General features: G+C 48.3%; 9 protein-coding genes. 5 read left to right on the forward strand and 4 right to left on the reverse strand.

All coding sequences use genetic code 11. The features are described from left to right. Positions 1-171: 171 nt before the first annotated feature. The 5 genes from DTO96_RS08410 to DTO96_RS08430 all read left to right on the forward strand — a co-directional run bounded on the left by DTO96_RS08410 (position 172) and on the right by DTO96_RS08430 (position 7,893). On the forward strand, positions 172-798 hold the full coding sequence (locus tag DTO96_RS08410) for a DUF47 domain-containing protein (RefSeq protein WP_114563085.1): 627 nt from the start codon (positions 172-174) through the stop codon (positions 796-798). Positions 799-838: 40 nt separating this feature from the next. Then, positions 839-1,846, forward strand: a complete 1,008-nt coding sequence (locus DTO96_RS08415) for an inorganic phosphate transporter (RefSeq protein WP_114563086.1) — start codon at positions 839-841, stop codon at positions 1,844-1,846. A 311-nt stretch (positions 1,847-2,157) separates the two neighbouring features. Then, positions 2,158-3,561, forward strand: a complete 1,404-nt coding sequence (locus DTO96_RS08420; protein WP_157964383.1) for an efflux transporter outer membrane subunit — start codon at positions 2,158-2,160, stop codon at positions 3,559-3,561. Positions 3,562-3,593: 32 nt separating this feature from the next. After that, positions 3,594-4,742, forward strand: a complete 1,149-nt coding sequence (locus DTO96_RS08425; protein WP_114563088.1) for an efflux RND transporter periplasmic adaptor subunit — start codon at positions 3,594-3,596, stop codon at positions 4,740-4,742. Positions 4,743-4,845: 103 nt separating this feature from the next. Next, on the forward strand, positions 4,846-7,893 hold the full coding sequence (locus tag DTO96_RS08430) for an efflux RND transporter permease subunit (protein ID WP_114563089.1): 3,048 nt from the start codon (positions 4,846-4,848) through the stop codon (positions 7,891-7,893). Positions 7,894-8,086: 193 nt separating this feature from the next. Here the strand turns inward: DTO96_RS08430 and DTO96_RS12955 are convergent, their stop codons facing one another. The 4 genes from DTO96_RS12955 to nirD all read right to left on the reverse strand — a co-directional run bounded on the left by DTO96_RS12955 (position 8,087) and on the right by nirD (position 15,014). Further along, complete coding sequence (locus tag DTO96_RS12955; protein ID WP_114563090.1) at positions 8,087-9,487, reverse strand: rubredoxin; 1,401 nt, start codon at positions 9,485-9,487, stop codon at positions 8,087-8,089. Further along, the gene (locus DTO96_RS08440; protein ID WP_114563091.1) at positions 9,484-13,014 is read right to left on the reverse strand and encodes a nitrate reductase; all 3,531 of its coding nucleotides are present in this window, start codon (positions 13,012-13,014) and stop codon (positions 9,484-9,486) included. Before DTO96_RS08440 ends, DTO96_RS12955 begins: the two co-directional genes overlap by 4 nt. 208 nt (positions 13,015-13,222) lie before the next feature. Beyond that, complete coding sequence (locus tag DTO96_RS08445) at positions 13,223-14,542, reverse strand: MFS transporter (protein WP_192878976.1); 1,320 nt, start codon at positions 14,540-14,542, stop codon at positions 13,223-13,225. A gap of 100 nt (positions 14,543-14,642) precedes the next feature. Then, positions 14,643-15,014, reverse strand: coding sequence for a nitrite reductase small subunit NirD (nirD, locus tag DTO96_RS08450; RefSeq protein ID WP_225972465.1), 372 nt, complete (start codon positions 15,012-15,014; stop codon positions 14,643-14,645). Between the last annotated feature and the right edge of the window lie 27 nt (positions 15,015-15,041).

Here is a 15,041-nt window from a genome sequence, read left to right on the forward strand (position 1 = left end):
AACGTCCGCCTGCAAGCAATCATTTAAACATCGACGCGTAAGCTTTCCCACTTTGTCGCATGACCATATAAATTCATTAAATTGAAATAATGTAGTAAAATGTCGAATTAAGGCTATTTTTCATGCCTTAATTCACAATCAGACCCCTTCGCCCATAAAAAAGGACGCACTATGTTCAACCGCCTCATGCCTAAAGAAGGCAAATTTTTTGATTTATTTAACCAACACGCAGAACTTTTGGTTACCACTTCAAAAGAAGTTGTCAATTTATTCAATGACTTGGCCAACACAGACCGTTACATGAGCGTGATCAAGGACAATGAAAAACGCGCTGATCGCATCACTTACGAAACTGTAGATTTATTACATAAAACATTCATCACACCGCTCGATCGTGATGTCATGTTGAAACTCACAACCACCATGGACGATGTGATTGACTTGATGGAAGACGTCGCTGAAACAGTCTCTCTGTATTATGTCACCAACAGCACAAGTGAAGCGAAGCAGCTTGCAGCCATCGGCGTGGCATGCTGCGAACGCGTTCAAACCGCAGTTGGCTTACTGGACAACATGAAAAGCGCTGGCGAAATCCTCAAAATCTCATCTGAAATTGAGCGCTTAGAATCCGACGGTGACCGTATTTTACGCAGTGCAATGTCAAAACTATTCCGTGAAGAAGAAGATGTCAAAAGTTTAATTAAGTATAAAGCAGTTTATGAAATGCTGGAGTCCATCACAGACAAGTGTGAAGATGTCGCCAACATCATTCAAGGCATTGTTGTTGAAAACGCTTAATCCCACTCACCTCAATATTTAACATTTTATAGGCGTTATTATGGGAACAATGCACATCAGCATGCAGGTGGTGATCATTTTGGTCATCCTTGCATTAATTTTCGACTTCATGAATGGCTTTCACGATTCAGCCAACTCCATTGCAACGGTTGTGTCAACAGGCGTAATGAAGCCACAACATGCCGTCATTATGGCAGCCACATTTAACTTCATTGCTTTTTATGTGTTGCCGCACACTGTCGCAGCCTCTATTGGTAAAGGCATTATTGAAGGCTCTGTCGTCGACCAGTATGTCATTTTTGGCGCGCTGGCGGGTGCCATTGTGTGGAACGTGGTGACGTGGTACTTCGGCATTCCATCATCATCTTCACACGCTTTGATGGGTGGATTGATTGGTGCGGCGGTTGCCAAAGCAGGTGTTGGCGCACTGTTAAGCGAAAAAATCATTCAAACTGTGCTGTTTATTTTTGTTGCACCAGCGCTTGGTTTTCTCTTGGGCTCTATTTTAATGGTCGCGGTCTCGTGGATTTTCTACCGCAGCTCACCTGCACGCGTGGATCGTTTGTTCCGCCGCCTGCAATTGATATCCGCTGCCGCATACAGCCTCGGTCATGGTGGCAATGATGCACAAAAGACCATGGGCATCATTTGGTTGCTGTTGATCGCCAGTGGCCTCATCGGTAAAAACGATGCTTTACCCGCCTGGGTGGGCTACAGCTGTTTCGCCGCCATCGCATTGGGTACATTATTTGGCGGTTGGCGTATTGTCAAAACCATGGGTCAAAAGCTGACCAAGCTGAAGCCAGTGGGCGGTTTTTGTGCCGAAACAGGTGGTGCAATCACCTTATTCACAGCCACCGCTTTGGGCATTCCCGTCTCAACCACCCACACCATCACGGGTGCCATCGTGGGTGTCGGCTCGACCCGCCGCTTTTCTTCTGTGAATTGGGGCATTGCCAGTAACATCGTGTGGGCATGGATTTTCACCATTCCAGCTTCTGCGTTTATTGCGGCCATCTCTTGGTGGATCAGCACCAAGCTGTTCTGAGCTTAAAAGCGAACATAAAAATAAAACAAAAAAAGCCAACACAACGTTTGGCTTTTTTTGAACCCATTGGCTTACCTTTTACTTTTAATAGCTCAACTAATCGCCGTCAAAGATATTAAGCACTTCCCTAGATTAAGCACATCCTCTGATCAATTTATGATCGGCCTTGCACATTCTCAACAAGCCCCTTTTTACTTTTTACATACAACTTACATTTGTTGAAATCAATTGCGCACCCAACGAATGAAATGTATATCTTTAATGCTACAATGCAAGCCAATTTAAGCGACTCTCGTTCATCAAAGTGCATCATGAAAATCACCCTCAAATTGGCTTTGCTCGCCTGTTCGATCATCAGTACAGCTTGCGCTGTTGGGCCAAAATACAACTCACCCACCACTCAAACGGCCCCAGAATGGTATGCCGCTTTGCCGCACAACGGCAAAACCACAGACTTAGTCAATTGGTGGCAATCTTTTTCTGACTCAAGTCTAACCCGCTTACAACAAGCGGCTGAACTCAACAATCCAAGCATCGCCCAAGCCGTCGCACGAATTGATGCAGCACGTGCAGCATCAGGTGCTACAAATGGAAACATGTTGCCGACCATCAATGGTTCAGCCAGCCAAACCCGTAACAACGGTGACGACGGTTCTGACATTGCACGTCGCTCACGGCTTGGCATGATTGATGCCAGTTGGGAAATTGACTTATGGGGCGGTTTGCGAGCAGGACGACGCGCATCGGATGCTCAACTTGCTGCCCGCACCATGGAGTGGCACGCCGCGCGCACATCAATCGCCGCAGAAGTGGCTCAAACCTACGTTGCTTATCGAGCCTGTCAGGCGCAGTCGGCGGCATTGCAATCAGATGTCGTGTCACGCGAAGAAACCGCCCGACTGACGGATTTATTGGTTCATGCTGGCTTCAATGCGCCTGCTGAAAGTTATTTGACCGATGCGTCCGCAGCCACAGGTCGACAACAACAAGTCGCTATGGCGGCTGAATGTGATTTGAGCATTAAATCATTGGTCGCCCTCACGGGTTTAAGTGAGTCAGAAACGCGAGACATTCTGGCTAAAAATGCAGGGATACAGCCACGTGCGCCTGAGTTCACATTGGCCGCCCTACCCGTTGACATCATCAGTCAACGCCCTGATGTGGCCGCCGCTGAACGCACATTGGCTGCGGCCAGCGCACAAATCAATGTGACACAAGCAGCGCGACTGCCACGCTTGGCATTGTTGGGCAACATCAGCTTTTTTGGCATTCAGCTATCAGGTGGTGCGCCGCAAGCAAGCGGCAAGAGTTGGTCTTTTGGCCCCAGCTTGTCATTGCCTATTTTTGATGCAGGACAACGTGCAGCCCAAGCAGACATCGCAAAAGCAGGCTACGCCGAAGCTTTGGCGAATTACAAACAAGTCGTGGTTTCAGCAGTCAAAGAAGTCGAAAGCACCTTGATCACTTTGGATGCGGCACAAAAACGCCTGCGTGACGCACACACAGCAAAAGACAAATTTGACAAATATTTCAACGCCAGCCTAGCGCGACAACGCGTTGGCAGCGTGAGTTTACTGGAGCTTGAAGATGCACGGCGCAACAAACTGTCGGCCGAACAAAACCTCATCAACCTCAAACGTGAATACACGACAAGCTGGATTGCTTTGTACAAAGCCGTCGGCGGCGCGTGGCTGACTCAAACTCAACAATCATAATCCCCAACATAAACCAAACTTGAGATGACTTTATGAACCGCATTTTCAATGATTTCAAATCACACCTGCGCACTCCATTGTTGCGCAGCTTACTTATTGCATTGATGGTGCTGATGGCCGTGGGCACTGCTTATTGGTATCTAAAAAAACACCCCAATACAACAACAGCAAAAACACAAACCGATGACACCAACAAAATCAAACCTGCACTTGCAGTGACCCTCATCACGCCGAGCACACAAAATTTAAGCGCAACAATCGGTGCAGATGGCAAAATCATGGCTTGGCAAGAGGCGGTGATTGGCGCACAGGTCAATGGGTTGCAATTGCGTGAAATCAATGTCAATGTGGGTGATTTTGTTAAAAAAGGACAGGTTTTAGCACGCTTTAAAACTGACTTGGTCAATGCCGAACTGGCTCAATACAACGCCAACGTCGCCGAAGCCCAAGCCAACCTAGCACAAGCCAGAGCAGACTCAGCCCGTGCCAACAGCCTCAAATCAAGCGGAGCCATCAGCGAGCAACAAATTTCGCAATACAACACGAACTACAAAGCCGCAGTCGCTCGCCTCAATGCAGCCAAAGCCACAAAAAACCTCGGCAGCACCCGTGTGGCGCAAGCCAATGTGATTGCGCCAGATGATGGCGTCATTTCTGCACGCAACGCAACCGTTGGCTCCGTCGCGCAGGCAGGGCAAGAACTGTTTCGCATGGTACTCAAAAATCGTTTGGAATGGCGAGCAGAACTCACGGCTGAACAAATCAAACAAGTGACCGCAGGCAGCAGCGCAAGCATCACCCTGTCAGATGGAGAAATCATCAAAGGCCGCGTGCGCCAAGTGGCCCCCACTTTGAATGAAAAAACCAACAGCGCAACGGCGTACGTTGATCTGCTCAGCAACGGCAGTGCACGCGCAGGCATGTTTGCCAAAGGAGAATTTGCTTTGGCCAGTAGTAACGCACTGACCGTACCACCCACAGCCGTCGTGATGCGTGATGGCTTCAATTATGTGTTTGTGGTGAATGATAAAAAGCAAGCCGTACAAACCAAAGTGGTCATTGGTCGACGCAATGCCGATCGCATTGAAATCACAACGGGCTTGGCCGATGGGCAAGCGATTGTGGAATCAGGCACTGATTTCTTAAAAGATGGCGACTCGGTTGACGTGATTGCAAAATAAAACGCCGCATACAAGTCATGCTTTTATCGTCGAACCACCCAGCGATCAATGATGCGCGGGTAAACGAACCGATGCCCCACTTCCTTACTTACACAATAACATTATGAACATTTCCTCTTGGGCCATTCGCAAACCGATTCCATCGGTGCTTTTATTCATCGTTTTGACCATTTTGGGTTTGCTTGCATTCAAAAAAACCAACGTCCAAAATTTTCCCGACATTGAATTACCGATGATTGTGGTATCGGTCGCTTGGCCTGGTGCATCACCCGAGCAATTGGAAACCGAAGTGGCGCGTAAAATTGAGGACTCGGTTGCCAACTTAACCCTCCTCAAGCACACCCACACCACCGTCAGCGAGGGGCACGCCACCATCATGGCTGAATTCAGCTTAGACAAAAACATCATGGAAGCAACGGACGATGTGCGCAATGCCATTGCCGGTGTACGCGGCGACTTACCGACCGCTGTTGAAGAACCAATTATCTCAAAAACCACCCTATCAGGCTCACCAATTGTCACCTATGCCATCCGCTCAAACAACATGGATGAGGTTGATTTGTCATGGTTTGTTGACGACAAAATAGCCAAAGCCATCATGAATGTCAAAGGTGTCGGGCAAGTTGCACGGGTCGGTGGACTCAACCGTGAATTACAAATTGAGCTGTCTACTGCACAAATGACAGGGCTTGGCGTGACGGCGAGCGACGTATCCCACGCACTGGCAAGCGTACAAACAGATGCACCAGGTGGGCAAGCCAAAGTCAGCGGCCAAGAACAAAGTATTCGTATTTTAGCTGCAGCCAGCAGTGTGGATGACATCAAAAATTTACAACTGCCCCTCTCAAGTGGCGGCTCAGTGCGATTGGGCGATGTGGCTCAAATCACTGACAGCGCAGCCGACCGCACCAGCGGAGCATTGATCGATGGTCATTCTGCGGTGGTCTTTGATGTCGTGCGCAGCAAGGGCGCGAGTGAAGTGACCGTACTTAAAAACGTACGCAAAATCATGGATGAGTTCCGAATTGACCATCCAAATGTTGTGATTGAAGAAATCAAAGAAACCGTCAAACCGGTTGAGGACAATTACAAAGACTCCATGTCTTTGATTATTGAGGGCTCAATTTTAGCGATTTTGGTGGTGTGGTGGTTTTTGCGTGATTGGCGGGCGACAGTGGTCTCTGCGGTCGCTTTACCATTATCAATCATTCCGACCTTTTGGTTCATGAACATGATGGGCTTTAGCCTCAACTTGGTCACACTTTTATCGCTGTCACTGGTGATCGGTGTGTTGGTCGATGATGCAATTGTCGAAGTCGAAAACATCGTGCGTCACATGCAAATGGGCAAAACGCCCTACCAAGCCGCCATGGAAGGCGCAGATGAAATTGGCATGGCGGTCATTGCCACCACCGCCAGCTTGGTCGCGGTCTTTTTACCCACTGCATTCATGAGCGGCGTTCCCGGTAAGTTTTTTGTGCAATTTGGTTGGACCGCTGCCATTGCAGTGGTCGTCTCATTGTTGGTTGCTCGCCTGCTCACACCGATGATGGCGGCTTACTTACTCAAAGACAGCATTCACGAAGAACCTAAAGACGGGCCATTGATGACCCGCTACATGAAAACGGTCAAATGGTGTCTGAGCAATCCGTGGAAAACCTCATTCTCTGCGGGTGCTTTTTTCTTTGCAGCCATTGGCTTGGCCATGACCTTACCAGGTGAATTTATCCCACAAGGTGACATTGGGCGCACCGCCATTTCAGTGGAACTGCCACCAGGTTACACGCTGAAACAAACGCAAGCAGCCTCTGAAAAAGTCCAAAATGCCATCAAAGACACACCTGAAATCACAGGCATTTATACCGCACTCGGCTCTGGCCAAGCAACCAATGGTTTTGCCACCGCAAGTGCCGATGTGCGCAAAGCCACCATACACATTTCACTGACCGAACGTGGTGAGCGCAGCCGCACTCAGCCACAAATCGAAGCGGATTTTCGTGAAAAAGTCAAAAACATTGCAGGCGCACGCATCACCGTTGGCAGCGCAGAATCGACCAGCTACTTTGAAACCACATTAACTGGTGATGATGCGCCTGCTCTGGCACGTGCAGCCGCTGCAATTGAACGTGACATGCGCAGCATCAAAGGCATTGGTACGGTCAATTCAAGCGCCAGCGTTTTGCGTCCCGAAGTGTCGATTCACCCCGATTTTGCCAAAGCAGCACAAGCGGGCGTATCCACAGTTGATTTGGCCAATACGATTCGCGTCGCCATCAATGGTGATTACAACAACAGCCTGTCCAAACTCAATTTACCCGAACGCCAAGTACCTATTAACGTGCGTATGACCGATGCCGAACGCGATAACTTGAGCGCAATAGAAAACCTCAAAATCCGCAGTAATTCAGGCGAACTCGTGCCTTTGTCTGCAGTCGCAACCGTCAGCATGGGTACAGGCGCCACAGAAATTAACCGTTTGGATCGTCAACGCACCATCAACTTCACCATCGATCCAAATGGTGTCCCCTTGTCCGACCTCACAAAACAAGTGGCCAACCTGCCCGCCGTCAAAGCATTGCCCAAAGGCATTGAGCTAAAACCAGCAGGTGATGCTGAAGCCAATGAAGAGTTGGGTACAAGTTTCATGCTGGCTATGGTGGCGGGGATTGGCGCGATTTACATTGTTTTGGTTTTATTGTTCCACAATTTCACACAACCCTTAACGATTTTATCGGCCTTGCCTTTATCCATCGGCGGTGCGTTTGGCGCATTATTCATCACGCAGTTTTCCATCAGCATGCCCGCCATGATTGGCTTGATCATGCTCATGGGCATTGTCACGAAAAACTCGATCCTACTGGTCGACTATGCCATCATTGCCTATCATGGCGGCATGAGCCGCATTGATGCGATCCTCGATGCGTGTCACAAACGCTCACGCCCGATCCTCATGACCACCATTGCCATGGTGGCTGGCATGTTGCCCAACGCACTCGGTTTTGGTGCAGATCCCAGCTTTCGAGCACCGATGTCCGTTGTTGTGATTGGCGGCTTGATTACCTCGACATTTTTGAGCTTATTGGTGATTCCTGTGGTCTACATCATGATGGATGATGCGCAAAACTGGCTGAAAAAGAAATTCAAACGATAACAAACAAAACGCTGTCAATATTTCATCATGCCGTGCTTGACGCGGTACCTCTCAACGCAAAAAATTGCGGGTCAAGCCCGCAATGGCGCATGAGATATTTATGGTTTTGACTGTGAATCAGATTAACCCATGACAGCGTGTTGCATCAAAAGCAATTGCCTCAAAAAGCAATTTTTCAAAAAATCAACATCCATCAAACCAGCACAAAAACACTTTTATCTCCTTCGCACACAGGACAACAATACGTTAGAGGCAAATTACCAAAAGCAGTTCCAGCGGCAATCCCATGCTCTGGATCACCCAAGTTAGGGACATATTGTGTCAAACACACCGAACATTCATAAATGATCGTTTTGCTTTTCTCTGAGCGACGAAGTGCTTGAATCGGTTCAACTTTAATGCGCATCTGTCGTTGGTATTGTGAAATCAAACCTTTGAGGTTTGAAATCAAATCCTGTTGAACCATATGGCCATCAAACAACACATATTCACCGTTCACGGGGTTAAAGTGTTTGGCATGATATAAATCATAGCGTTGGCGACCCAAAAGTTTTTTGGGGTGCACGCGGATCAAAATACTGGGACGAATGCGGCGCGTTTCTGAGGCCACCCCCAAAGACAAGCCCCATGTGCGCAAACCTGCTTTTTGCAGCTCCTCATTGATTTTAACTTTTAAAGCATGGTGCTCCAAGTTGAAGGGATCAAGCTTCCAGTTTAATTCATGATAAGCAGGCCCGATGTTGAGGTTGTTTAGACCCAAATAGCGGTTCCATTCATCCACAGCCGTGCGTTTAAGGTCTTTGATAAGCAAAGAACCCCATGTGGACAGATCAATGTAATTGATGTTTTGCGATTGACACACACTCAACAAATGCTCAAGTTTAAGCAACGGCATGCGTTGACCGGCATTGTAAATCCCCAGCCAATAAACGCCTCCGACCCGAAAAAAACCATCGTATTGCGGGTGATTCTGCTGTATCGGTGCTGGAATAAAGCCATATGGTGCGGTCTGTAAATCGCTGTCATCGGCCAGCAGTTCAACCAACTCAAGTTCGGTTTTGCCCAAGGCCACTTGAGCCTCAATGCGTGCAGACACATCCGCAATGCTTTTGCTGTCAATCAAGTCAGGCCAAATAAAGGGTGGTTTGCCCGCATCCCCTAAACACAAATATAAATACCAAAAATCTTCTTTTTCGGCTGCAATAAAATTCAGCTCGCTGTCCATGATCGGTACAAAATCCTGACGTGGATCAACAATGGCCACCGTCAAACGGGGCTTGTGCTTAAAGCTTTGAACGATCTCCGTATAATTGCCTGAATGCAACCAAGGTCGCTTGGGAAAAATGTCATTGGCAGGTAGCGATGTCACCACATTGCGGGTATCGGCTGTCCCAACCGCAATGTGCATTTGATTTAATGCAAGTGTGAACTGTTTGGCTTCAACTGCGTGAGGCAATTCAAACAAAATCTCTTGACGCGCACTGAAACACACACAGTCCAGTTGATGTTTTAAGCCCAATTTGACCGCCTTGGCCAATGTTTTCACTGCGATGCGCCCGCCAACGCTTGGAATTTTAACAATTGGGTTCATCATGCCATCACCTCGGCTTGCTTGGTTTGCTTGGCTTGTTCAAGCAACACCATGATTTCAGGTTTGCAGCTGCCGCAGCCTGTGCCTGCCCCTGTTTTTTGCATGACATCGGACAATGTTTTACAACCACCACCGATGCAATCTTTGATATTGCCTTCACCGACGTTATTGCATGAACACACCAATGCGCCTTTGAGAGGTTCTTTTGCTGCCCCTCCCCCCGGTCGCAACAAGGCATCGCGCAGGTCATCCAGCTCAGCGCCATTTTTAATCAAGTCTCTAAATTGCACGAACTCGTCTTTATTGCCCATTAAGATGGTGCCAACGAGTTTGTTGTTGTGAATGATGCATTTTTTGTAATAATGCCGCGACACATCCTCCATGCGCACCACTTGATAAGCATCATCATTCGGGGGTTCTTCAATCATGCCCACAGAGCTCAAGTGAATGTCCTTGAGCTTCAAGATGTTCATGAATGTGCTGCCTTTATAATTCACGTGAGGGTCACCATACAACACTTTGGCGAGTACATCCGCTTGCTCTTCTGCTGCGGCAGTGATGCCCCACATCATTCCATCGAGTTCGGCGATTTCGCCGATGCAGTAAATGTTATCGACGCTGCTTTGCAGGCGCGAATTAACCTTGACACCACGACCACACGCCAGACCTGCGGCACGCAATATGTCAATGTTTGGGGTTGTGCCGATGGCACACATGACAATGTCGGCTTGTAATGTCTTGCCCGTTTTCAATTTGATTGCAGCAATGCGATTGTGATCGTTGCTGTCTTCGACAAAATGCACCACTTGGTCGTTTAAGTGCACAACGATGTTTTTTTCTTCAATTTGTTGCTTTAACAATTTGCCTGACAACGCATCCAACTGACGTGGCATCAGGCGATCGGATTGTTGAATTAAATCGATTTGATAGCCCAATGCATCAAAAGCATCGGCCATTTCCAAACCCAACAAGCCGCCGCCAACAATGGCAATCCGTGCATTCGGTTTGAGTAAGGCTTGAATGCGCTCAACATCCTCACGCTGGCGAATGGTGAACATATTCGATTTATCCATGGGGTAGTCGACGGGAACAAAGGCACGACTGCCTGTCGCCACCACCAAACTGTCATAGGTGTGCTTCACACCATTTGCATCGGTTAAGCTGTTGTTGCTGGGGTCAATGCTGAGAACGCCGATGCCGTTGTGCAGCGTGACATTCAACGCTTTTAATGTTTCAGCCTTGAAACGCAGCAAGTGCTCCCAACCTTTGTGTCCCGACAGGTATTCAGGCAGCAAGACACGGTTATAAAACGGGTTCACTTCTTTGCTGAACACATGGATTTCAACCTGTTGATCGCGTTCACGCATGGCTTCAATGAAGCGACCCGCGCCCGCGCCCGCGCCGATCACGATGATTTTTTGCATCTTCGGCACATATTTGTGCACATTGACCGCTGAAAATTTAAAATCAGGTTGTTTTGAGGTCGGATCAATCAAATCATGGGTGAGGTTATTGGCACGCCCCGCATCACGTTGCATGATTCGTCCCCAGTGCATCGGTAAAAACACCACGCCTTCCCGGATCGTCTCGGTCAATTTGGCACGCACACGCACATCACCACGGCGGCCACGCACATCAACCAAGTCACCATTGATGATCCCAAAACGTTCGGCATCATTTGGATGAATTTCCACGAAAGGTTCTGGAATGTGTTTATTCAACTTACTGACTTTGCCTGTGCGCGTCATGGTGTGCCATTGGTCGCGAATCCGCCCAGTGGTCAAAACCAATGGAAAATCAGTGTCGGTGTTTTCGGACGCATTGTCGGGCGCAACAGCAAACATGTTGGCACGCGCATCGGGCGTGTAGAAACGGTGATCGGTGAACAAACGCGGTGTGCCTTTTGAATCTGCACTTGCAAAAGGCCATTGAACCGAACCATTGGCTTTCAAATAAGCATGTGACAAACCGCTCACGTCAATGTTGGTGCCCTTGGTTTGCATTTTATACTCATCAAAAATCTGCCCATAACTGCTGTAATTGAACGATTTTTGCCAGCCCATTTTGGCTGCAAAACGCCAAATGATTTCCGCATCGGCCAAGGCTTGACCTGGAGCATCGGTGATTTTTTGCACCAAACTGACGCGGCGATCGGCATTGGTCATCGTGCCGCTTTTTTCCATATAACCCGCTGCGGGCAGAATCAAGTCGGCAAAATCCAACGAGGATGCATTTTTAGAAATGTCCTGCACAATGACGAAATTGGCCTTGCGCAGAGCCGCCTCCACACGCCGCGCATTCGGCATGCTGTCTACAGGGTTGGTACAGATGATCCAAATGGCTTTCATGCGTCCTGCTTCGAGCGCATCAATCATTTCCATCGCAGACAGCCCCGGACGATCAGGCACAGAAGGCACGCCCCAAAAGTCAGCAATTTCTTGACGGTGAACAGGGTTATTGATTTCTTTGTGCACCGCCAGCATGGTCGATAATCCCCCCACCTCACGTCCGCCCATCGCATTTGGTTGACCTGTGAGCGAGAATGGCCCATTGCCTGGTCGACCGATTTTCCCCGTGATCAGTGACAAATTAATCAAAGCAAGGTTTTTGTTCACACCCACCACGCTTTGATTCAATCCCATCGTCCACATGCTGATGAAACCTTTCGCATCGCCAATCCATAGGGCGGCTTGTACGATGTCCGCAGCAGGCACACCACATTTTTCAGCATATTCAGCCAATGTCAATTCAAAGACTTTGGCTTGAACGTGCTCAAAACCATTGGTGTGTTCCGCAATGAACGCCGCGTCCATTTTGCCTTGCTCAATGAGCACACGCGCAATGGCATTGAACAGGTAAATGTCGGTGCCCGGAATGATGGGGAGATGTAAATCCGCAATCGACGCACTTTGTGTGTGCCGTGGATCAACCACAATGATTTTCACATCGGGATTCGCCAATTTATGCGCTTCGATCCGACGAAACAAAATCGGATGACACCATGCAGGATTCGCCCCCGCAATGAAAAAACAATCCGCCAGTTCAATGTCGTCGTAGCTGACAGGCACGGCATCTTCGCCCAATGATTTTTTATAGCCAACCACCGCAGAACTCATGCACAAACGGGAATTGGTGTCGATGTTGTTCGTTCCAATAAAGCCTTTGGTGAGTTTATTGATGATGTAATACTCTTCGGTCAACAATTGGCCTGACAAATAAAACCCCACCGAATCGGGGCCAAATTTATCAATCAAGCCTTTAAAAACAGCTGCCGCACGGCTCAGTGCCGTTTCCCAGCTCACCTCTTGCAGCGGCGCTTGACGGTTAACGCGCATGCGTGGCACAGTCAAACGGTCGGACGTCTCCATCGCGACATGGTGCAGGTTCATGCCTTTCGAGCACAATTTTCCACGGCTGGCGGGATGGGATTCATCGCCTTTGAGGTGAATTTCGCCTGTGTACGGATTTTTTTTGATCAACACACCACAACCGACACCACAATATGAGCAAGTAGAGCGCAGGAAAGTCATTTTTTACTTCTTTATTCAATCATTCTGAAACAGGAAAACACGTCACAGGCAACGGACTGGAAAACAATGCGCCTGTGCTCATTCATTTCAAACAAGGGTTAAGTGGACGGATTCAGTATGTGTTCTGTCAAGGTCACCCCTGACAAACACATACACATCCGCCCACATCACATCCACTCAGAAGAACGAGTGCCCATTTTCTATGGTTTTAAGCCGCCACGCCGGAGGCCGTTTCATCCAACTCGATGACCGATTTCCGCTCAAAACGTGTCACCAAAACCAATAACGCCACCACCATCGCAATGCTGCCAATGATTTGAAATGCATCGGCATACGACAGATTGGATTTGAACAAGAAACCAAACATCATGCCGCCGACGTTGCCGCCCGCACCCACCACACCAGCCACCATACCGACATTTTTAGTGTTCACAAAAGGAACGATGGCATAGGTGGCACCGTTGGCCATTTTCAAGAACAAAGCAAAACACAGCATCGACACAATTGCAGCAGTCAAATCACCCGCCATCGCAAAAATCACCAAACCCAAACCTTCTAAGCCCAAAACCAAAGCCAACAACAAGCCTTTGCCCTTCAAGCCTGATTTTTGACCCACTTTATCGGCCACAATGCCACCCAAAGCACGGGCAAAAATATTCATGAAACCAAACACACCCGCCCAAAAACCAGCTGAACCTTGAGACAATTTAAAGGTATCGACAAAATGCAGTGCAGCCACGTTATCAAATGTGATTTCCATACCAAAGCACACCGCATACGACAAGGTCAATGCCCACACACGCCAATCAGACAGCACAGACCAATCGGTTTTTGCGGCAACCGCTTTGGTGCGACCAATTTCATCGTAGTTGCCCGCAGCAGTGTCTTTGGTGTATTTGAAGTAAACCACAGCCATGATGAGCATCATGATGCCGGGCAACACCATCGCATAGCGCCATGATTGTTGTGGTGTATAACCCATGCCCACGATGACCGCAAAAATCACAGGCATCAACATGTTGGTCACACCACCGCCCAAATTGCCCCAACCACCCGCGACGGCATTGGCTGTGCCTTTGATTTGGGGCGCAAACATGATGCCCGCGTGAAACTGGGTGATCACAAAAGAAGAACCAATCACGCCAATCGCCAAGCGAAACAACAAGAAACTTTCGTAACTGTTCGCCAAACCCACCGTCATGACAGGAATCGCACCCACTGTTAATAAAGCCGTGTAAGTTTTACGTGGCCCCCATGTGTCACATAAGCGACCGATAAACAAACGGGCAATGATGGTCGCAGACACTGAAGCGATGATGATGTTACCGACCTGTGCCTTACTCAGCCCCAGCTCAGCACGAATGGTCGGCATCAAAGGTGCAAGACCAAACCATGCAAAGAAGCAAATAAAAAACGTAAACCACGTGATGTGGAACGTGCGCATTTGAACACCACTGAATTTGAATACATTCAGTGTGTCCAAGGGTTTGTTCGAGGCGATGCTCGAAGTGGCGTTGATGGTGGACATAAAAACCCCTTTCAAGGTTAACAACAATTAAAAAATGGTTAAAAATTAAATTGAAAAAGAAGGTTGAGAAAATGCATGAAGCTTATTTTTTCCATACCTTTTAAGGTTTGACCAGACCCACAAAAACCGATGCCCCTTCAACTTTCACTGGGTACGTCTGAATCTGCAAATCATCTCCCGACAAGCACTGACCATTTTTCAATGAAAAGGTCTTTTTATGAAATGGGCACGCCACTTTGGGTTCACAGTCCGCGCCATGTGAGCCAATCATCCCACGCGACAATGCCATTTGTTGTTTATGCGGACACAGGTTATCTGTCGCATACCATTCACCACGACGGGCGAAGTTGAAAATTGCAATTTGCTGATTTTCAACCTGTACACACATGCCACCATCCTCTGGAAAATCACTGACCGTGGCGACTTGCGCCCACACGATGTTGTGTTCAAATTCGTTCATGGGTTTGTTCATTTGTTCATCTCCAAACTTGATTTGCTG

This window comes from Ephemeroptericola cinctiostellae (assembly GCF_003339525.1).
In the GTDB taxonomy this organism is placed as follows: Bacteria; Pseudomonadota; Gammaproteobacteria; order Burkholderiales; family Burkholderiaceae; genus Hydromonas; species Hydromonas cinctiostellae.